At 72.0% G+C, this 20,249-nt stretch carries 21 protein-coding genes and 1 pseudogene; 8 read left to right on the plus strand and 14 right to left on the minus strand.

Annotated elements, in window-relative coordinates:
* Together ADL15_RS07370 and ADL15_RS07375 are read right to left on the minus strand one after the other, a co-directional pair.
* The coding region (locus ADL15_RS07370; protein ID WP_067686058.1) for a DedA family protein at positions 1–847 on the minus strand (847 nt) is incomplete at its 3' end.
* A 234-nt stretch (positions 848–1,081) separates the two neighbouring features.
* Positions 1,082–2,164 carry an MFS transporter gene (locus ADL15_RS07375; RefSeq protein WP_232343939.1) on the minus strand — a complete coding sequence of 361 codons (1,083 nt, stop codon included), beginning with the start codon at positions 2,162–2,164 and terminating at the stop codon, positions 1,082–1,084.
* A 397-nt stretch (positions 2,165–2,561) separates the two neighbouring features.
* On the opposite strand from ADL15_RS07375, the gene rhaI reads away from it, so the two are divergent.
* On the plus strand, positions 2,562–3,725 hold the full coding sequence (rhaI, locus tag ADL15_RS07380; protein WP_067686061.1) for an L-rhamnose isomerase: 1,164 nt from the start codon (positions 2,562–2,564) through the stop codon (positions 3,723–3,725).
* Between the two features lie 82 nt (positions 3,726–3,807).
* Here the strand turns inward: rhaI and lexA are convergent, their stop codons facing one another.
* The 5 genes from lexA to ADL15_RS07405 form a co-directional block, all read right to left on the minus strand.
* Entirely contained in the window at positions 3,808–4,452 is a 645-nt protein-coding gene (gene lexA / locus ADL15_RS07385) for a transcriptional repressor LexA (RefSeq protein ID WP_067686063.1), read from the minus strand.
* 75 nt (positions 4,453–4,527) lie between these two features.
* Positions 4,528–5,772 (minus strand): hypothetical protein, encoded by a 1,245-nt coding sequence (locus ADL15_RS07390; RefSeq protein ID WP_067686065.1) that lies wholly within the window; start codon positions 5,770–5,772, stop codon positions 4,528–4,530.
* Positions 5,769–6,434, minus strand: a complete 666-nt coding sequence (locus tag ADL15_RS07395; protein ID WP_157441217.1) for a hypothetical protein — start codon at positions 6,432–6,434, stop codon at positions 5,769–5,771. Before ADL15_RS07395 ends, ADL15_RS07390 begins: the two co-directional genes overlap by 4 nt.
* An 82-nt stretch (positions 6,435–6,516) precedes the next feature.
* A complete protein-coding gene (locus tag ADL15_RS07400) occupies positions 6,517–7,425 on the minus strand; it encodes a hypothetical protein (RefSeq protein WP_067686069.1) in 909 nt (302 codons plus the stop codon).
* Entirely contained in the window at positions 7,422–8,489 is a 1,068-nt protein-coding gene (locus ADL15_RS07405; protein WP_067686071.1) for a hypothetical protein, read from the minus strand. Before ADL15_RS07405 ends, ADL15_RS07400 begins: the two co-directional genes overlap by 4 nt.
* A gap of 203 nt (positions 8,490–8,692) precedes the next feature.
* Here ADL15_RS07405 and ADL15_RS07410 point away from each other — a divergent pair, with 203 nt between their 5' ends.
* The gene (locus ADL15_RS07410; protein WP_198170613.1) at positions 8,693–9,250 is read left to right on the plus strand and encodes a TetR/AcrR family transcriptional regulator; all 558 of its coding nucleotides are present in this window, start codon (positions 8,693–8,695) and stop codon (positions 9,248–9,250) included.
* Positions 9,251–9,363: 113 nt separating this feature from the next.
* On the opposite strand, the gene ADL15_RS07415 is transcribed toward ADL15_RS07410, so the two are convergent.
* Entirely contained in the window at positions 9,364–9,705 is a 342-nt protein-coding gene (locus tag ADL15_RS07415; RefSeq protein WP_067686076.1) for an L-rhamnose mutarotase, read from the minus strand.
* 58 nt (positions 9,706–9,763) lie between these two features.
* Between ADL15_RS07415 and ADL15_RS07420 the strand changes: the two genes are divergently transcribed.
* Positions 9,764–10,240, plus strand: coding sequence for an Imm63 family immunity protein (locus ADL15_RS07420; RefSeq protein ID WP_067686078.1), 477 nt, complete (start codon positions 9,764–9,766; stop codon positions 10,238–10,240).
* Between the two features lie 21 nt (positions 10,241–10,261).
* On the opposite strand, the gene ADL15_RS07425 is transcribed toward ADL15_RS07420, so the two are convergent.
* From ADL15_RS07425 to ADL15_RS55075, 3 genes are read right to left on the minus strand one after another with little or no spacing between them, the layout of a single operon-like run.
* Complete coding sequence (locus ADL15_RS07425) at positions 10,262–10,627, minus strand: Mth938-like domain-containing protein (RefSeq protein ID WP_067686080.1); 366 nt, start codon at positions 10,625–10,627, stop codon at positions 10,262–10,264.
* A 14-nt stretch (positions 10,628–10,641) separates the two neighbouring features.
* A complete protein-coding gene (locus ADL15_RS07430) occupies positions 10,642–11,190 on the minus strand; it encodes a hypothetical protein (protein WP_232343940.1) in 549 nt (182 codons plus the stop codon).
* Between the two features lie 9 nt (positions 11,191–11,199).
* Positions 11,200–12,222, minus strand: a complete 1,023-nt coding sequence (locus ADL15_RS55075; protein WP_083970984.1) for a LysR family transcriptional regulator — start codon at positions 12,220–12,222, stop codon at positions 11,200–11,202.
* Between the two features lie 71 nt (positions 12,223–12,293).
* Here ADL15_RS55075 and ADL15_RS07440 point away from each other — a divergent pair, with 71 nt between their 5' ends.
* Positions 12,294–13,133, plus strand: a complete 840-nt coding sequence (locus ADL15_RS07440; protein WP_067686082.1) for an SDR family NAD(P)-dependent oxidoreductase — start codon at positions 12,294–12,296, stop codon at positions 13,131–13,133.
* 505 nt (positions 13,134–13,638) lie between these two features.
* On the opposite strand, the gene ADL15_RS07445 is transcribed toward ADL15_RS07440, so the two are convergent.
* The gene (locus tag ADL15_RS07445) at positions 13,639–14,295 is read right to left on the minus strand and encodes a hypothetical protein (RefSeq protein WP_067686084.1); all 657 of its coding nucleotides are present in this window, start codon (positions 14,293–14,295) and stop codon (positions 13,639–13,641) included.
* Between the two features lie 167 nt (positions 14,296–14,462).
* Here ADL15_RS07445 and ADL15_RS07450 point away from each other — a divergent pair, with 167 nt between their 5' ends.
* The 3 genes from ADL15_RS07450 (at position 14,463) to ADL15_RS07460 (ending at position 17,544) form a co-directional block, all read left to right on the plus strand.
* On the plus strand, positions 14,463–16,055 hold the full coding sequence (locus ADL15_RS07450; RefSeq protein ID WP_232343941.1) for an NAD(P)/FAD-dependent oxidoreductase: 1,593 nt from the start codon (positions 14,463–14,465) through the stop codon (positions 16,053–16,055).
* A 58-nt stretch (positions 16,056–16,113) separates the two neighbouring features.
* The gene (locus ADL15_RS07455; protein ID WP_067686086.1) at positions 16,114–16,833 is read left to right on the plus strand and encodes a hypothetical protein; all 720 of its coding nucleotides are present in this window, start codon (positions 16,114–16,116) and stop codon (positions 16,831–16,833) included.
* Between the two features lie 63 nt (positions 16,834–16,896).
* Positions 16,897–17,544, plus strand: coding sequence for a thymidine kinase (locus ADL15_RS07460; protein WP_067686088.1), 648 nt, complete (start codon positions 16,897–16,899; stop codon positions 17,542–17,544).
* 79 nt (positions 17,545–17,623) lie between these two features.
* On the opposite strand, the gene ADL15_RS07465 is transcribed toward ADL15_RS07460, so the two are convergent.
* A complete protein-coding gene (locus ADL15_RS07465) occupies positions 17,624–18,094 on the minus strand; it encodes an Lrp/AsnC family transcriptional regulator (protein WP_067686090.1) in 471 nt (156 codons plus the stop codon).
* Positions 18,095–18,201: 107 nt separating this feature from the next.
* Here ADL15_RS07465 and ADL15_RS55080 point away from each other — a divergent pair, with 107 nt between their 5' ends.
* Positions 18,202–19,194 carry a DMT family transporter gene (locus ADL15_RS55080; RefSeq protein ID WP_232343942.1) on the plus strand — a complete coding sequence of 331 codons (993 nt, stop codon included), beginning with the start codon at positions 18,202–18,204 and terminating at the stop codon, positions 19,192–19,194.
* A 261-nt stretch (positions 19,195–19,455) separates the two neighbouring features.
* Here the strand turns inward: ADL15_RS55080 and ADL15_RS56825 are convergent.
* Positions 19,456–20,079, minus strand: a pseudogene (locus ADL15_RS56825) (lamin tail domain-containing protein); the annotation flags it as partial.
* Positions 20,080–20,249 lie beyond the last annotated feature (170 nt).

Consider the following 20,249-nt stretch of genomic DNA (forward strand, 5'->3'; position numbering starts at 1 on the left):
CCCCCCCCCCGCCCCCCCCCGCCCCCCCCCCCCCCACCGCCCCGGCACCCCCCCCCCCCCCGGCGGACCCGCCGATCAACCGCCGGACCACCCCGCCCAGCCGGCGCCCCAGCGCCCCGGCGTGCCGCTGCCCCACCACCGCGAGCACGGTCACGAGACCCGCACCGAGCCAGGCCACCCCGAACCCGGCCAGCGGACGATCCGCGAACGCCACCCCGCCCAGATACCCGAGCAGCGCACTCTGCGCCGCCCACACCACCGCACCCACCCCGGGGAAAGCCACGAACCGCCGCCCCGGATACCCCACGGCCCCCGCCGTGAACGCCGCCGCCGACCGCACCCCCGGCACAAAACGTCCGAATATGATCAGCGCCCCGCCGTGCCGCCGCATCACCGCCAGCACCCAGTCGTGGATCACCGCACCCCGGCGCCCGCGCCGCAACCGGTGCCGGACCGCGGCGCCGCTGCGACGCCCCACGAGGTAGGCGAGCCCGTCCCCGCACACCACCCCGGCAGCCGCCGCGACCATCACCCAGATCAGCAGCGGATGCCCGGCCTCAGCCACCCCGACACCGACCGCCACGATGATCGTCTCGCTCGGGATGAACGGCAGCACCACATCGACCATCGCCGCCGCCAGCACCACCACCAGCACCCAGCGGCCGCTCGTCAGCAGCTCCACATACTGCGACATCGGCACCTCCCCCGCCGTGCCGAGATTCGCAGCCGCGAGCAGCCCCGGAGTGACATCCACACATACGCCAGACATCACCCACACAACACCCACCCCGGAGTCGCCGGACAGCACCACCAGCCCCCGCCCCCGCACGGCGACACCGAGCAACACATAACGCCCAGCTGGTCCAGACAGCCGTTATCGGCCCGCCATAACGGCCCCCAGCCCCAGCCGAGCGAACCCAGCTGGCCACCACCGCCCTTATCGGCCCCTCATAACGGCCCTCAGCACCAGCCGGGCCGGCCAGCGAGCACCCGCGGTGGTGTCTCCCGGCCGCCTTAACCACCACCCGGGCGAGCGGTCACCGCAGCCGTCGAGGGCGACCGGCGGGTCGAGCGAGCGCCCTCAGACCAGCACCCGGCGGCGGCTCAGTGACACCGCCACCATCGCGACCACCGCCAGCAGGCCCGCCACCGGGGCGAGGACGAAGCCGTACCGAATGGACTCTCCCACCAGCGGCCCGGTGATCGCCGCGCCTGCCGCGCTGCCCACCGTGAACGCCGTGATGATCCAGGCGAACGCCTCCACCGCCGTACCCGGTGGGGTCAGCTCGTCGGCGGCCAGGAACACCGCGGTCAGCACCGGAGGCAGGGACATCCCGGCGATCGCGAGCAGCACCCCCATCAGGACCGGCCCGGGCACCGCGAGCAGCGGCACGAACCCGGCCGCGAGCGCCGCGGTGACCAGCGGCAGGCGGGCCGGGCCACCGGGGCGCGCCCGCATGTAGAGCAGGCCGCCGACCAGCGCGCCGGTCGCCTGGGCGGCGAGGAGCCAGCCGCTCAGCGAGCGGTCGCCGGCCGCTTCCGCATAGCCGGTGACCACGACCGGCAGGCTGCCGATGGCCGCGCCGGCGCCGAGCACGCCGAGCAGGATCACCGCGAACTGCGGCACCCGCAGCGGACCGGCCCAGTGGCGGTGCGCCGAGACGCCGCGCCAGGTGCGGACGAGCGGGGTCGAGACGAACAGCGCCACCCCGGCGAGCTGCAGCAGCGCGGCCACGATCAGACCGGTGGGCGGGCCGGCGACGGCCACCGCGAGCAGGGTGACCAGCGGGCCTGTCACGTAGATGACCTCCTGGACCGCGATGTCCAGCGAGTAGGCCGCGGCCACCCGGTCCGCACTGACCAGTTCCGGCCAGAGGGCGCGCAGGCAGGCTTCCAGCGGCGGCGTGCCGAGTCCGGCCAGCACCGCGCCGGTCATCGTGGCCGGCAGCCCGTTCCCACCCGCCGCGACCAGCAGGAACCCGGCGGCGGAGAGCAGCGCGGAACCCCAGAGCACCGGGGGTTGCCGCCAGCGGTCGACGATCCGGGCGAGCAGCGGCGCGCTGACCGCCATCCCCGCGGTGTAGGCGCCGACCACCAGGCCGGCCATCGCGAGGCTGTGCGCCTCACGGGCGAAGAGCAGCAGAGCGAGGGGGGCTGAGGCCATGGGCAGGCGTCCGGTTTGACTCGCGATCAAGAGCCTTGTGACGTACGGGGTGCGGAGCACCGCGGTGAGTGCGGACATGCGCGCTTCTCGTTTCCAGGAGCGAAGAACGGGCCGGGGACGCGGGCGGTTCCGGACACGGCGGCGCGCTGCGACAGCGGGGCAGTGGCGGAGACCGGCTGAGCGGACAGCTCAGGGCGCGAAGTCGGCCCGATCGTGGTCGAGCCCGTAGAGCGGCAGATCCGGCGTGACCCAACCCGCGTATGCAGCGGCGATGGCGTCGAGAGGGGTCACGGCGTGCACCCTACCCGAGCCGGCTGTTGACGAGTCCCCCGCGTTCTCCGTAGCCTGGACCGCGAATGAAACGTTTCACAAGGAGCACCGACGAGATGGGGACCCGATGAGCCTGGACCGGATCAAGGCGGGACTGCGCGCCCAGCGCATCGAGACCCCCTCCTGGGCGTACGCGAACTCCGGCACCCGATTCAAGGTCTTCCCGCAGCCGGGTGTCCCCCGTGACCCGTTCGAGAAGGTCGCCGACGCCGCGGTCGTGCACCGCCTGACCGGGATCGCGCCCACCGTCTCGCTGCACATCCCGTGGGACCTGGTCGACGACTGGACCAAGCTGCGCGAGTTCGCCCAGGAGCAGAGCGTCGCCCTCGGCGCGATCAACGCGAACGTCTTCCAGGACGAGGACTACAAACTCGGCTCGGTCACCCACCCCGACCCGCGGGTGCGCCGCAAGGCCACCGACCACCTGCTGGACTGCGTCGACGTGATGGACGCGACCGGCTCGCAGGACATCAAGCTGTGGTTCTCCGACGGCACGAACTATCCCGGTCAGGACGACATGCGTTCCCGGCAGGACCGGCTGGCCGAGGCGCTCGCCGAGGTCTACCGGCGGCTCGGCGGCGACCAGCGGATGCTGCTCGAGTACAAGCTGTTCGAGCCGGCCTTCTACGCCACCGACGTGCCGGACTGGGGCACCGCGTACGCGCACTGCCTCGAGCTCGGCCCGAAGGCGCAGGTCGTGATCGACACCGGACACCACGCGCCGGGGACCAACATCGAGTTCATCGTGGCGTTCCTGCTGCGGCAGCGGAAGCTCGGCGCGTTCGACTTCAACTCGAGGTTCTACGCCGACGACGACCTGATGGCCGGCGCCGCCGACCCGTTCCAGCTGTTCCGGATCATGTACGAGATCGTCCGCGGCGGCGCGCTCGACCCGGCGTACGGGATCACCTTCATGCTCGACCAGTGCCACAACATCGAGGCGAAGATCCCGGCGATCCTCCGCTCGGTGCTCAACATCCAGGAGGCGACCGCGAAGGCGCTGCTGGTGGACCGGGACGTGCTGGGCGCGGCACAGCAGTCCGGGGACGTGCTGGCGGCCAACGCGGCGCTGATGGACGCGTTCAACACCGACGTCCGCCCGATGCTGGCCCAGCTGCGCGCCGACGACGGCCGCGACCCGGACCCGATCGCGGCCTACCACCGCTCCGGCTACTTCGAGCGGATCAGCGCAGACCGAACCGGCGGCGTCCAGGCCGGCTGGGGCGCCTAGCAAGGCGAGGTCTCAAGCTAGTCATCAGGGGTGTCTCACGCCCCTCGAGACACCCCTGATGACTAGCTTGAGAAACGCAACCTCAGAGGCGGCGGATGACCGAGACGACCTTGCCGAGGACGACGGCGTCGTCGCCGGGGATCACCGGATAGTTCGGGTTCTGCGGGACCAGCTCGACGTGGCCGTCACGCCGCTGGAACGTCTTGACCGTGGCCTCACCGTCGATCATGGCAGCGACGATCTCCCCGTTCTCCGCGACCGGCTGCCGGCGGACCACCACGACGTCGCCGTCGCAGATCGCCGCGTCGATCATCGAGTCGCCCTTGACGTTCAGCGCGAACAGCTCGCCGTGCCCGACCATCCCGGCCGAGACGACCAGGTGATCGGTCACGTGCTCCTCGGCCAGGATCGGCGCACCGGCCGCGATGTCACCGAGCACCGGGATCGTCACCGCCGGATGGCTCACGGCCGCGACCGGCGCGGCACTGTCGCGTACGTTCACGGCCCGCGACCCGTGTGGCTCGCGCCGCAGCAGACCGTGGCGTTCCAGCACCTTGAGGTGGTGCGCCACCGACGACGGCGAGACCAGCCCGACGGCCGCGCCGATCTCGCGCACCGTCGGCGGGAAGCCCCGCTCGCGCACCGAGTCGCGGATCGCCGCGAGAATGCGCTCCTGCTTGGCCGAGATCCGCGGCCGATCCTCGCCCTCACCGACATCGACGCTCATGTCGGCACCTTACCCCACGATTAGATCAGATGTACGAATCGTGACCGGATCCGCACGTTCGGGGGACCCCGCGGATCAGCGCACGAAGAGCAGGAACAGACCCGCCCAGGTGCACCCGATCATGAACAGCACCAGCGGCAGCTCGTCGGCGAGCGTGACCAGCAGCGGCCGGGCCGGGCGGACACCGGTCACGGCGGCACCGGCCGGTACGACGGGCCGGGCGGCGGTCAGCGCCGCGTCGTGGGCGACGATCACGCCGAGCACGTGTCCCAGCAGGATCAGGGCGACCTGCGCACCGGCGATCACCGACGGGATCGGGACCACGTCCCAGGTGGCGTCCGGCGCCGGCCCCCACTGATGGATCAGCAGCAGGAACCCGCGCGGCGCCTCGACGATCAGCAGCGACAGGTAGTGGGCGAGCGTGTAGCCGACCGCGATCGGGATCAGCGAGGCGGTCACGTCCAGGCCACCGGCGGTCCTGCGTACGGCGGCGAACACCCCGGCGCAGACCACCACGAGCGCGGCCGTCGCGTAGAGCGCGCCATGCCCGGCCCGCTGGGTGAACCCGGCCCACGCCGGCGAGCCGGACGCGCTGTCGAACACCGTCGAGCCCCACCAGACCGCCACGAACGCGGCCGCACCGGCCCCGCCCGTCGACGAGCCGGCCGCGGCGAGCCCGCTGAGCGGGGTACGCCACCGCACGGGGCTGAGCCGGCCGGCGAGCTCGGAGTACACCTCGAAGCAGTCCCCGCGGGCGAACCACTCCTCACCGCGCAGCGCGGCCATCCCGAGCTGCACGATCGCGTACCCGAGCAGAGCACCCCCGATCACCGCCGGGGTGGTCCGGTGCGGCGCGACCAGCTCGAACCAGACGAAGGCCAGCAGCCACAGCGCGGCCGGCCACCCGCCTCGCCCGGTGCCCGGCCGTACTCCGGGACGCGGCAGCCGCAGCAGCCGGAACAGCGTGCGCAGCGGGTTGACCGCCCGCCACACCGGCCCGAACAGCACGCTGACCGGCACCAGCCCGACCCACAGCCAGACGAACAGCGCGTGCGCCGCCGGGTTTTCCGCGTCCTGCGGCCCGGCCAGCGCGTTCCCGACCAGATAGACGGCGAGCAGAAGCACCACACCGCGCACGACAGGCAACCACATTTTGGTACGCAGTGAGCGCGGGGTGGCGCCGCCCAGCCGGGGCTTCGTCCACCACAGCGCCGCGATCAGGAAGGACAGCACCACGGTGGCCGCGCCGGCCTGCAACACCAGGTCGAGCGGCAGCGGCAGATCCGACGAGCTCCCTACCCCGTGGGCGAGGGGGCTCACTTCACTTCGAGCTGCAGCAGCAGCGTGTCGGGGTGCGCCTCGACGTCGAAGAGGCCGGCCCGGGACGCGACGAAGACGATGCAGGTGGGCTGGCCGGGCGTGACCGGGTATTCCAGGTCGTAGCCGTGCACGTGGATGTCGGCGGCGGCGTCCACCGAGACGCCGAGCCGGACCTGGCTGCCGAGCGGCACGCTGACCCGCTGCGGCGCGGGCTCGGCCTTGCCGGCGCGCAGCGCGGCGTTCGCCACCACCTGCTCCGGTGACGCGGACCCGCAGGCGGCCGGGGTGGCGGCCTGCGCGGCCGGTGCCGCCGTGCACCCGGGCAGCAGGGCGAGCGCGGCCAGCAGGAACGGCACGATCCGCAGCGACCGGCGACCGGTGCCGACCGGCTCCACCGGCGTGACCTCGGAGACCGGGGTGCCGGCCAGCGGCATCGGCATCGACGGCGGTGCCGCGGGCGCGCGCCGGCGGGTCAGTGCCAGTACGCCGAGCTGCGCGAAGATCGCGATCGAGGCGGACGACACCACCAGCACGAACGCCGCGAACAGCGCGGTGCCGGAGACCAGGCTCTCCGCGGTCATCAGGGTGTTGACGCCGAGCAACGCCGGCCCGGCCAGCAACACCGACGACACCAGCAACACCAGACCGGTCAGCACCCTCATGCCCACTCCCTCGCGACCGCACGCGGCGGGTCGTAACGGACACAACCCGCGGGCCGGCCGGAGACTTCCGTGTGCGGTGACATCATGCGGGTTCCTCGACGGCGGCACGCTGCGCCAGCGTGCGCAGCACCGACGCGCCGGCCACCGCGACACCCGCGCCCAGGCCCAGGGCCAGCACCACCAGCACCCGCTCGGCCACCGCCGGCCCGGCGAACGGCAGCACCGCCCGGTGGAACGAGGTCACATCCGGGAGGACGAAGATCGCGGTCAGCGCGGCGCCGGCGCAGACCGCGAGCAGGCCGGCCGGGCGGCCGCGCAGCACCGTGACCACGCCGCCCAGGATCAGCGGCCAGCTCAGCAGGTTGATGCCGGCCGCGCTGAGGAACGTCCCGGCGGCCGGCGCCGACTCGACCGCCAGCGTGGAGCCGGTGACGTGCACGATCGACGCGGCCATCGCGACTCCGCCGGACGCGGCCAGCAGCAGGTCGGCCCGGTGCAGGCGACGAGCGATCACGGGTACGGCCACGGCCGTCACGATAGCCAGCGCCCACCAGGGCAGCGGGTTCGGCGGGCGCTCGCCGGTCAGCACCCCGCTGACGATGACCGTGGTGCCGCGGGCGTCGACGGTCAGCGACCAGTCCGCCGTACGATCAGGTTTGATGTTTTTGCCCTCGGGAGCGGACCGTGAGTCTGCCCAGGTCAGGACGTTGCCGGAGGCAACGGTGGCCGGAGTGCCGGCGCCGCCGCCACCACTGACCGTGACCGGACCGCCGGTGTTGTTCGTCAGCCGCAGCTTCGCGCCGTCCTCGATCGCGACCACCTGGAGCCCGGCGATCGCCGGTGTGACGGTCACCACCCGGCTGCGCGCGTCCGTCGCCACCAGGCCACCGGCGTGCGCCGCCGCCGGCCCGGCCGAGCCCAGCACGAGCGCCGCGGCCACCGCCGTCAGCACCGCGAGACGCCGGAGCGGGGCGGCGGCCGGCCGGTTCACTCCGGCTGCAGGTACTGGATGCTGCGGACGACCAGGACCGTCGCGGCACCGGTCAGCGCGCTGAAGGTGAGCAGGCCGCTGACCATGTGCACGTTCCAGCCCACCGTGCCGGTCACGCTCTGCCCGACGGCCAGCACCGCGCCCCACACGATCGGCGGGGCGAGCAGGCCCAGCGCGATCCAGCGCGCGGTCACCGGCAGCTTCACGAACCGGTTCGCCACCCGCAGCAGCAGCTCGACGATCGGCGCGGCGATCGCCACGGTCAGCTGCGGCCACCAGGCGTCCTCGGAGTCGAACATCAGGTGCATGAGCAGCGCGGGAATGGCGACCAGCGCGCTCGCCAGGCCGATCGGCAGACGCCAGCGGCGGCCGATCATCAGGATCGGGGCCAGCAGCAGCACGGTGCTGAACAGGTAGCCGTGCACCAGCTGGCCGTCGGTGGAGAAGACCAGCGGGTCGTCGTCGCCGCTGCCCAGGTGGCGGAAGCCGAGCGCGCTGGCGTGCAGCGAGTAGATGTGCAGCGGCAGCACCGAGAAGAGTGCGGAGATCGCGACCAGGAACCCGCCGCCGACGCTGAGCGTGCGGCCCGGGCTGGTGGCGAGCATCAGCGCCGGGCCCATGGCGACCAGCACCATGCCCAGGATGATCAGCTCGTGGCTGGGGCTGACGAAGATCTCGAGGTTCTTCTCGATGCCGAAGATGTTGTGCCAGAGGGTGTCCACGCCGCCGCCGACCAGCAGCGCCGCCATGCCGCCCATCGGGATGCGCAGGGCGTTGGGCAGGGCGAGCAGGCTCCGGTACGTCGGGATCGCCGGCAGCCGCGACCTCATGATCCAGAGGAGGGTGAAGCCGGACGCCGCGATGCCCGAATACAGCACCCCGTGCCAGGGCGTCCAGAACGTCTCCAGCTCCGGTGTGGTGGCGTGCGCGTACGCGTCGAGCTGCAGCCCGATCACCAGCCAGGCACTCGCGATCAGCAGCACCCAGCGTTCCCGCGCGGTGAACGCGGCGATGCCCGCGGTCGTGCCCTCGACGGGCTGCGGCCGCTCCACGGACGTAGTCACGTTTCCCCCTCTGAAAGAACCGGCGACAGCAACCTACATCGCCGGTGTTACATGGATCGATCAGATACTGGACCGACCCGCCACAATGGTGCGCCAGTCGCTAAACGATCAATTGACGGCATGACGGTCACCTCCCGAAGTTCCTTAAAATCTGTACCGATAAGGTGTGTTCCGTGGCGAACCTACGGGCGACACAGAAGTTGATGACACGACGACTTCTCCTGGACCACGGGCTGGCACTCTTTCAGGACAAGGGGTACGCGGCCACCACCGTCGACGAGATCGCGGCCTCGGCCGGCACCACCCGCACCACCTTCTACCTGCATTTTCCGTCCAAATCGCAGCTGATGCAGGCACTCGTCGAAGACCTCGACGACATCCGGACCGCCGACGACGACCCGCCGCTGGCCGAGGTGGTCGCGCGGGGCGACCGGGCGCTGATCGAGCAGTGGCTGAACCGGAAGTTCGACCAGTGGGGCGCGGTCCGGGCTCACCTGGTGGCGGCGTACCAGGCCGCCGCGATCGAACCGGAGATCAAGGCGACGGTGGAGACGTGGTTCGAGGCGGTCACGAGCGCCCTGCACGAGGGCCTGGACCGGGCCGGCCGCTTCGACGCGGCCAGCCGCCCGGTCCGTTCGATGCTGGCCTTCGGCCAGTTCGAGTACGTCGCCCGCCGCTGGCTGAGCACCGGCTGGACCGTCGACCGCACCATCTGCCTGCGAACCCTGTCCGACTCCTGGTGCCACCTGCTGGCGGGCTGACCCACTCCGGCCTCAACTGCCCGCGCCGCACCTCCACGCCGCGCCGCGCCGCACACCCGCGCCCTCCACGCCGCGCCCTCCACGCCGCGCCCTCCGCTCTCGGCGCCGCGTCCTCAGTCGCGGAGGGTGAGTTGTTCCTCGAGGTGGAAGATCTGGTCGAGGACCAGCATGCCCTCGTCGGGGCGGAGTTCGCCCAGCACCGGGAAGAACTCGGCCATCGCGGCCTGCCAGCGGGCGTTGACCTCGGTGCGGGCCATCGCCTCCTGCGCGGCGGCGAAGTCGTCGGTCTCCAGCGTGCCGACCAGCAGGCCGTCCGGGCGCAGGAACAACCGGTAGTTCCGCCAGCCGGTCGCGTGCAGGGCGCTCAGCATCTCCGGCCAGACGGCGGCGTGCGCCGCCCGGTACGCGTCCAGCTTGCCGGGGTCGACCTGGAGCGTGAAGCAGACGTGAGCCATCAACATCCTCCCCTGCGCGGCACCGGAATGAAACGTATCACCGATTAGGGTCCGGCTCGTGATCTACTACGTGGACGACGAGGACGTTCCCGGACTGCCGTGGTCCCCGGCGCGGGTCCTGACGGACCTGTTCGACGAGATCGACCGGATGAGCGCGGTTGTCGGCGCCCGGGGGAAGCTGCCGTACATCGGGATGATCCGGGACATGGCCTACCCGTTCATCGGTATCGACGACGACGGCGTCTTCCACTGGATCGCCATCGAACGGAACATCGAGGTCGGACACCGCCAGACCGCCGACCGGGGCGAGATCCTCTATTGGGCGCTGGAGGACACCACGTCCGTGCTGGCGAGCAACTGGAAGCTGGAACACCCACGCCGCGGCCAGGAGCAGCGTGTCACCGGATGGATCAGGCAGTTCGACCTGCTCTACAAGCTGAATCCGGCCTGGGCGCAGCGTTGCCGCCAGGAACTGGCCGACACCCTCGGCGATGTCCCCGACGCCGGGATCCCGCCCCTGCCCGGACCGGTCTGACGCTGGCCACCCCGGCCCTGGTCAGCACGTGGAGTGGAACAGGCCGCCGACCGGGGCCGAGCCGGCCAGGTTGTTGTAGATCTGGACGGCCTCGGTGGTCTCGGCGACGTGGACCTCGACGTCCCGCTGGCGCAGCAGCTCCAGGGTGGCCGGGTCGACCTGCAGCACCAGGTCCATCCCCCGGGACAGCACCAGCACGGTGGCGCCGTGGTCCAGCAGCTCCGCGACGTCGGCGGGCTGGATGCCGGGGTCGTGCCTGGTCCCGGTCTCGGCCCAGTCCCACGGCCGGCCGCCGCCCGGCCAGAGCTTGAAGTCCTTGCCCGCCGCCAGCCCCTCGATCTCCATCTTTCCCCACGACACCGCGAGGATCCTCGGCGAATCCGCCATCGTTCCCACCTCCGTCACGTCTGAGTCTGCCGCTCGGGGTCCCACTCGGCACGCTCCCAGGCCGCCTCGAACTCGTCCCGGCCGACCTCCTGCCCGACCAGCTCCGGGTCGTAGAGGTCGACGACCGGCGGGTTGATCGGCCAGTCCTCCGCATCGTTCTTGATCCACGGACCGTCCTCGGCGAGCAGTACCTCGCGCAGCCGCCGGCCGTCGGCGCCGATCTCCATCAGGTACAGCTCCGGATCGCCCTCGTCCCACGGGCGGCGCAGGTACACGATCTCCCGGTCGGCGAACGCCCCGAAGCCCGGCCGGCCCCGCTGCGCGTCACGTTCCGCCCGCAGATCGTCAAGCCCCTCCGGCATGACCGGCGCGTCGATGTCCACCTCCTCGATGTCCGGGTCCCGCACGGCCCGCTCCAGCGACTCGGCGTCCGACTCGACCGCGACGTCGCGGAACGTCTCCCGGATCTCCCGCACCGACCGGGCGTGGATCCACCACCAGAGCCCGCCCATCCCGTAGTCGTGGATCACGAGAAACCGCTGCTTGCCACCCACCTCGTCCATAGATTCCGATCATTCCAGTACGCCGGCCGCGGCCTGCAGCGCCTCGGCCAGCCGCGCCGCCGCCGGCGGCAGCGGTTGGTGCAGCCAGGCCAGCATCATCTGCCGGCCCTCGTCCGACCCGCCGCGGACCGGCAGCACCCGGACGCCGTCCGGCACCGTCCCGGCCAGCACCGGCGGGATCGTGGTGAGCCCGCACCCGGCCGCCACCAGGTGCAGCTTGGCCAGCCAGTCCCGGGCGACGTGAGCGATCACCGGCCGCTCGTCCAGCCCGGGCCAGACCCCCATCAGCCGCTCGTCACCGGAACTGTGCCCGGCGATCCACTCCTGTCCGCGCAGCTGCGCGACGTCGATCGCGGAGCCACCGGCCAGCGGATGGTTCGCCGGCACCGCGACCATCAGACTCCGATCGGTCAGCACCCGCGTCCGCAACGGCGGCATCCCGGCATCCGGCAGCCCATGCCGCCGCCGACGCGTTCCGGCATCCGGCAGCCCATGCCGCTGCCCAGGCGTTCCGGCATCCGGCGGACCGATCCCCTGCCCAGGCATTCCGGCGTCCGGCGGACCGAGCGGTGTCGTGGTGGCGATCACCGCCAGGTCCAGGCTGCCCGCGCGCAGGGCACGGATCAGCGCGGGCGTGGCGGCCTCCCGGGTGGTCACGGTCACCCCCGGATGCGTGCGGCGCAGGTCGGCCAGTGCGCGCGGCACCAACCCGGCACCGGCGCTGGTGAACCACCCGAGCCGCACCGCGCCGTCCGGACCGGGCAATCCGGCCAGCTCGTGTGCCGCCGCCTCGATCTGCTCGGCCACCGCGACCGCGCGCCGCAGCACGATCCGCCCCGCCGCGGTGACACGCACCCCGTCGTGCCGCCGCTCCAGCAGGTCCGCCCCCACGGCCCGCTCGAGCGCCGCAATCTGCCGGGACACTGCCGACTGCGTATAGCCCAACGCCACGGCGGCCGCGGTGAAACTCCCGCGCTCGGCCACCGCCCGGAACACCCGCAAAGCTACCAAGGACGCGTCGGTGATCGCCATGACGATTACTCATACCAGGTATGAGTAAATCTCGTTGGCGGCATCCGGCGGCACCGGCCTAGCGTGGTCGCATGACTACACGTATCGCCCTGGTCACCGGGGCTACCCAGGGGCTCGGCACGGCGCTGGTGGCGGGCCTCGGCCAGCGGATGAAACCCGCCGACACCGTCTATCTGACCGGCCGCGACGCGGCCCGGGTGAGCGCGGCCGTCGCCGCGCTCCCGGAGACCACCGCGGAGGTCCGCGGCGCGGTGCTGGACGTGTCCGACCCCGCGTCGGTCACCCGGCTCGCCGCCGAGCTGGAGCACCGCCACGGCGGGGTCGACGTGGTGTTCGGCAACGCGGTGATGCGGGTCGGCCCGGATGACGACCCCCGTGCGATCGTCGAGGAGTACACGGAGGTCAACAACTTCGGCACCACCCGGGTGCTGCGGGCCTTCGCTCCCCTGCTGCGCGACGGCGGCCGGCTGATCGTGGTGGCCAGCTCGCTCGGCACTCTCACGTTCCTGGCACCGGTGCTGCACCGGCACTTCGACGGCCTGTCCTCGCTGGACGCCGTCGACACCGCCACCGCCGGCTGGCGTGACCAGGTCCGCGACGGCAGCGCACGGGCCGGCGCCTGGCCGGGCTTCGTCAACATCCCCTCCAAGATCGCCCAAGTCGCGGCGGTCCGCGCGCTCGCCCGGCAGCGCCGGTCCTCCGACACCGAGCGCGGCATCCTGGTGGCCGCCGTCTGCCCCGGCATGATGAACACGCCGACCTCGGCCCTGTGGTGGGACGTCAGCGCCGCGCCGTCCCCGGAGCAGGCGGCCGTTCCGCTGCTGTCGCTCGCCCTCGACCCGATCAAACCCGACCACTACGGCGAGCTGATCCGCGACGGAGCGGTCCTCCCATGGCACCCGGCCTCCTGATCCCCGGCGGCTCCGGGTTCGCCGGCCGCCGTCGCCACGAGGGCCGGGCCGCCTGGCCGCAGTCACCGCAACGCCCGGTCGCCCGGCTTCAGCCGCCGTGATGCGCCATCGCCAGCCGCGGCCACCCTGGCACCTGGCCGCCTGATCTCGGCCTCCGCGACGTGCTGTTTCCCGACCGCGGCTGCCTTGGCTTTGGCCCTGGTTACCTGACCGCAGTCGCCATGAGGCGCTGTCTCCGACCGCGGCTGTCCTGACAGCCGGGGGCCTGAGCTCAGCCGCCAGCGCCGGCTTCGTGAGCGCTCACGGCCGGGGACGCGGGGTCGGGGCGAGCGCCCAGGGCTTTCAGCCGGGTGTCGTCCAGGCCGAGGCTTCGCAGGTGCGCCAGGTCGGCGGCGAAAACGGGCGGCCCGGCCGGAGCTGGCTCGGAGGTGCCCGGCTCGGGCAGACCCGGCTCAGGCAGACCCGGCGCGGGGAAGGGCTGCTCGGGGAAGGGCGGCGCTGGGGGTCATGGGTCGAGGTTGAGGAGGGCCAGGACGTGCAGGGTGTGGTGGAGCACCGCGGCGAGGTCCGCAGGGGTGATCCAGCGGTGGGACGGCTCCACGATGAAGAGTTCGTCGCCGAGGACGGTCCAGGGCGGGATCTCGCCGTGCAGGGTGGCCCAGCGCAGCTCGGGGCGGTGCAACCGGGGCGAGTCACCGACGTACTGGAAAGGCAGTCGCCATGCCATCGACGGCGCCGGACGGGGCAGCTTCAGCACCACGAAGATCGCCCAGCCCTCGCGGTCCCGGACCGCGCCGGCGAACGCCGCGCCCGAGAAACGCACGCGGCCCGCGGCGATCGGGAGGCCGTCGACCTTCCGGGTCCAGGCGGTTTCGACCACCGCGCGGCCCTGCTGCAGGCCCTGCCACGGCCAAGCCCGGGTGCGCGGATCGATCGGGCTCCAGCCCGCGCCCTCGACCGCACGGGTCATCCGGCGGCGCCGGTGCCGCCGGACGAGAAGCGCGGCGGCCGTCGCACCGGCCACGCCGGTGACCAGGGCGCCCAGGGCGATCCGGGGGTGCAGGACGAGCCACGTGCCCAGCAGGTACCGCAGGCCGAGCAGCGCCGCGCCGAACGGCACGAACACGGCGAGGCCGCGCAACCACCGCTGGGTCGTCTCCACCGCTCAGCAGCGCTCCATCGATCAACAGAGTAGGAGGTCACGGCGACCGGCTCAGCCCTCGCACAGCCTCCTCCGGTGAGAATCCGCACGTGAGTGGTCATTTTCACGGCATACGGGTATGCGGAAGTGCGCTGTACTAAGCGGACGGACTCGGACGGGAGCAGGCAATGACTCAGCTAGGTCACCGCCAACGTGTGGTCGTGGTGGGAGCCGGTTTCGGCGGGCTCTTCGCGATCAAGGCGCTGCGCAAGGCTCCGGTGGACATCACCCTGATCAACGGCACGACATATCACCTCTTCCAGCCGCTGCTCTACCAGGTGGCGACGGGGATCCTGTCCGAGGGCGAGGTCGCCCCGCCGATCCGCGAGGTGCTGCGGCGGCAGGAGAACGTGGACGTCCGCCTCGGCTGGGTGAAGGACGTCGACATCGAGAACAAGGTCGTCTCGGTCGCCGGGCCGGGCATCGACTACACCGTGGAGTACGACACGCTGATCGTGGCGGCCGGCGCTTCGCAGTCGTACTTCGGCAACGACCAGTTCGCCGACCACGCGCCCGGCATGAAGAGCATCGACGACGCGCTCGAGCTGCGCGCCCGGATCTTCGGCGCGTTCGAGGTGGCCGACCTGCAGACCGACCCGGAGGCGATCCAGCGCTGGCTGACCTTCGTGGTGGTCGGCGCCGGCCCGACCGGCACCGAACTGGCCGGGCAGATCGCCGAGCTGGCCCACCGGAACCTGCCGGGGCAGTACAAGCACATCGACCCGCGGAAGGCCCGGATCATCCTGGTCGACGCGATCGGGGCGGTGCTGAACACGTTCGGCGACCACCTGTCGGCGGGTGCGCAGCGGCAGCTGGAGAAGCTCGGCGTCGAGGTGAAGCTGAACACCAAGGTGGTCGGCGTCGATGCGACCGGCATCGAGGTCGAGGACGCGAACGGCCGGCACCGGATCCCGTCGGTGACCAAGGTGTGGGCGGCCGGGGTGGCCGCGCCGCCGCTGGCCCGCAAGCTGGCCGAGGCGGCCGGCGCCGAGACCGACCGGGCCGGACGGGTGCTCGTGGAGAAGGACACCACGCTGCCCGGGCACCCGGAGATCTTCGTGCTCGGCGACATGATGAACCTGGCCGGCGCGGACGGTAAGCCGCTGCCCGGGGTGGCGCAGGTGGCCATCCAGAGCGGCCGGCACGCCGCCGACCAGATCAAGCGGCGGCTCGGCGGCAAGGAGACCGGGCAGGCGTTCACGTACTTCGACAAGGGCAGCCTGGCGACGATCTCCCGGTTCTCCGCGGTGGCCAGCATCGGCAAGGTGCGACTGTCCGGCTTCCCGGCCTGGGTGGTGTGGATGCTGGTGCACCTGCTCTACCTGGTCGGCTTCAAGAACCGGGTGACCGCGGTGCTGCACTGGGCGGTCAGCTTCGTCGGGCGCGGGCGGGCCGAGCGGGTGGCGACACAGCAGCAGGCGTTCGCGCGGCGGGCGATCCGGGCCTACGGCGACCCGTTCGAGCGGGAGCGTGCGGAGGCCGCCGACGCACCGGCACCCCGGACGGACGAGCAGGCCGCGCAGGCCACCCCGGTGGACCACGACCAGGCGCCGCAAACTCCGGCCACGCCGGCGAAAGCCGAGCCGGCGAAGACCGAGCCGACGACAACCGAGTCAGCAAAGACCGAGCCGGCGACAGCCGAGTCGGGGAAGACCGCACCGGAGCAGGCCGTGGACGAGCAGGTCGCGGACGAGCGGGAGCCGCTGAGCGTTCGGGAGTGATCTTCGCCGGTGGGAGGGCGGCGCATGGGAGCGTGCCCACCCGGGCATGTAGGACGACATGCGCCGACCTCTCCTTCCGGCCCTGCTGGCCACCACCCTGCTGCTCACCGCCGCGTGCAACGACCACGACGAGAAGGGGCAACCCTTCGCCGATCACGACGACGCGGCCCGGGTCGTCACCGGCGGCAGTGTCGGCGACCACGACCGGGCCACCTTCGCGGTCATCTCCGGCGCGGACGTGGTCCGGGTGCGCGCCGCCGACCTGGGTGGTGACCTCTACCGGGTCTCCACCGCCGACGACGCCAAGGTCCGTCCGTCGGTCCGGCTCGACGGCGACACCGTCTACGCGGGCCTGGCCGACACCGGTGACCCGGGCCCGGCCCTGGTCACCGCGGAACTCAGCAACGCCGTGCACTGGCAGCTCCGGTTCGACGGTGGTGCCAAGGAGGAGTCCGCCGATCTGACCGGCGGCAAACTCACCGGCGTGAGCTTCGTCGCCGGCACCAGCCTGGCCGACGTCACCCTGCCCGCCGCGCAGGGCACGATCCCGGTCACGCTCGGTGGCGGCGCGAGCCAGGTCAGCGTGCACCTGACCGGTGATGCGCCGGTCCGCGTACGAGTGGGTGGGGGTGCCGCGACCGTGACCATCGACGGCGTTCGTCGTTCCGGGATCGCCGGAGGCACCGATTTCACCCCGTCCGGTTGGGGCACGGCGACCGACCGTTACGACATCGATCTCACGTCAGGTGTATCGACCCTGACCGTCGACCGGCGGTAACCAGAAGTTCGATCATTAGGTAGCGTGTACCGGCCCCGTCAGGAAGAGAAGAGGCCCCGATTGATGCCGGTCACCGCCGCGACCGTTCTCGCCGCTCGGCAGCCGGCAATGGCCCCGGTCTTCGGGACCCTCACCCTCTTCACCGGCCGGATGGGGTCGGGCAAGAGCACCCTGGCCCTGCAGAACGCGTTCAACCGCCGCCAGGCCGGTCGGCCCGGCGTGCTGCTGACCAGCCAGGACCGGGCCGGCGAGGGGATCATGTCGTCGCGCCTGGGTGTGACTGCGGACGCCATCGAGGTGGATCCGGAGATGGACCTGGTCGCGATGGTCACCGAGCGGGTGCCGGCCGGCGGTTTCGTGATCGCCGACGAGGCGCAGTTCCTCACCCCGGCGCAGGTCGAGCAGCTGGCCTGGGCGGCCGACGAGATGGCCGTCGACATCGACTGCTACGCGATCATCACGGACTTCCTGTCCCGGCTGTTCCCGGGCGCGCAGCGGCTGGTCGAGCTGGCTGACGTGATCACGCCGCTGCAGGTCGAGGTGACCTGCTGGTGCGGACGGCCGGGCCGGCAGAACGCCCGGATCGTCGGCGGCGAGGTGGCCCGGGCCGGCGCGCAGGTCGCGGTCGGCGACACCACCGAGACGTCCGCGGTCTCCTACCGGGTGCTGTGCCGCCGCCACTGGCGCAGCGGCGAGCCCGGCCCGATCTGATCCTTGCGCGCCGCCGACTCGCTGACCACCTGCGGTCCGCGCGGCGGGGCACAGTGGCAGGAAGCGGCGGGCAGACCGGTCAGCGCGGCGGGATCGGCAGCGGCGACTGCGGCTTGGTCACCGCGAACGCGAACGTCGTCTTGATCGACGCCAGTGCCGGGATGGACCGCAGCTCCCGCCGCAGCAGGTCCTCGTACGCCGCGAAGGACTGGATGACGATCTTGACGAGGTAGTCGTCGTCCCCGGCCAGCAGGTATGCCTCGACCACCTCGGGGATCGTCCGCAGCCGCTCCTCGACCTCGTCGACCACTGCCGAGCCGTGCGAGATCAGGGTCAGCCGGGCGAACGCGGTGATCGGCAGCCCGAGCGCGTCCTGGGACAGCACCGCGGCGTACCGCTCGATCACGCCGGACTCCTGGAGCAGCCGCACCCGCCGCAGGCAGGGTGACGGGGACAGCCCGACCCGGTCGGCCAACTCCTGGTTGGTGAGGCGGCCGTCCCGCTGCAACTCGAGCAGGATCCGGCGGTCGATGGCGTCCAGGCTCTCCACGTAGCAGATTCTGCCACTGCGGGCCTTTCCCGTGGCAGAACTAGCAATCGCGTGCCAGCCGATTGTTCCTAGCCTTTCCCCCAACGACCAGGGGGAGGGAATCGCTCGTGCAGCGTCATCGAGGCGTGGCCGCACTCGCCGCGGCCGTGGTCCTGTGGGCATCGTTCGCGCTCACCATCCGCGGGATCGGCGCCTCCGGCCTGACGCCGGTCGACGCCGCGTTCCTGCGGTTCGTCACCCCGGTGCTCCTGCTCGCGCCGTGGCTGCCCCGTGCGCTGCGCGCGGTCCGCCGGGAACGCCCCGGGGTGGTGGTCGCGCTCTGCCTCGCCGGGTTGCCGCACTTCCTGCTCTCCGCGCTCGGCGGGCGCCTGACCACGGCGGCCCTGGTCGGGCTGCTGCTGCCCGGGTCGGTGCCGCTGTTCGTGGCGGTCATCCTGGCCGTCACCCGCGGCGAACGGGTTCGCGGCCGGCGGCTGATCGCGCTGACCGCGATCGTGCTCGGCATCGCGGCGACCGCCGTGCTGACGACGGCCGGTGCGACGACCACCGGGATCGGGGTGCTGCTCGCGGCCGGGTTCGTGTGGGCGGTCTACACGATCGGGCTCGGCCGGACACGACTGGATCTGATCAGCGTCGTGCTGGTGATCTGCACGCCGTCGGCAATGGTCGCCGCCGCGCTGGAGGTCACCGGCGCCCTGCCGGTGAACCTGAGTTCCGCCCCGGTGTCGCACCTTGCCCTCTTCGTCGTTCTGCAAGGTGTCGGGACCGGCATTTTTTCAACCCTGAGTTATGTGTACGCGGTCCGCAGGCTCGGCAGCGGCATCCCGGCGGTGACCGGCGCGATCAGCCCGGTGCTGACCACGGTCCTGGCCGTGCCGCTGTTCGGTGAACCGATCACGGCCGGGGTGGTCGTCGCTCTGGCGCTGGTCGTGGGCGGAGTGATCACCTACAACGTGAAACCGCGAGAAAAGGCCGGGTCAGCATTTGCCGGTCCCCCACCAGCGGCAGGCCACCGTCCACATGTCCGCGGTCTGCAACCGCACCTCACCACCGGCGTCGTCGAGCACCCGGCGGCCGCCGGCCAGCTGCACCTCCAGTGACTCGCCCGGCTGCAGGACCGTGCTCTCCTCGAACCGGTGCTGGTACCGGCTGACCACCGCGTGCCCCTGCAGGTCGACCGGCTGGTCGCTGGTGTTGACCACCTCGATCTTCTCCACCCCGGCGTACTTCACCCGGAGGGTGACCTTGCCGGTCAGCGGGCTGCCGCAGTGCACCCGGCACGGGTAGAGCATCGCCCGCCGCAGGTCGCCCTGCGGGTCGAAGAGGTACGCGCCGTCGCCGACCGAGTGGCCCAGCGGGTCGACGTTCGTGAAGATCGGCGCGGTCAGTCCCCAGTACTTGTCGGTCGCGGTGTCGGTGCCCTTGCCGACGTGCACGTAGACCGCGCCGCCCGCGGGCACCTCGGTGCCGGCCGCAAACGTGTACCGGCGCAGCCCGGAGTCCCGCACCCACCAGCCACCGATCGGGACCGGCTGGGCGCCGGTGTTGCCGATCCGGACCCACTCGCCGTTCAGGTTGGTCGCGTCGTCACCGTCCGCGTCGCTGTTCGCCCAGACGGTCAGCTGGGCGTCCTGGGCCGGCCCGGTACCGCAGTAGTCGTCGTCCCACATCAGGTTCTTCTCGGCCGCCGCGTTCGCCTCGGCCAGCTCGTACGCCGAGTCCCAGGCCCACTCGCCGGCGAACGGGAGCCACAGGGCGTACCCGTGTCGTACCAAATCTTCGCCGATATCCCGCCACTTACCATTGATCTTGACCGACATCGATCGCAGTGGCCGGCTGCGGCTCTGGCTGCCGGACTTCTGAGCGGTCATCCGGACCACGCCCTTGCCCGCCTTGACCAGCTGCTCGACCCGGGCGGTCGCCTCGATCGCGTGGCAGTCGCCGCGGCGCTTGGCCGGCTGCGGCGAGTAGACGTGCTGCTCCATGGCCTGCACGCCGATCAGCCGGATCGAGCGCGGGGTCCTCGTGCCGTCGCCGTTCACGTCGACCAGCAGCGTGTCGCCGTCGGCCACCCAGGAGACCTTGCCGGTCCAGACCGAGCAGCGGGGGCTCCCGGCACCGGGGCGGCAGGCGGTGGTGGCGGCTTCGGCGGGGG

This window comes from Actinoplanes awajinensis subsp. mycoplanecinus (assembly GCF_001509495.1).
GTDB lineage: Bacteria > Actinomycetota > Actinomycetes > Mycobacteriales > Micromonosporaceae > Actinoplanes > Actinoplanes palleronii.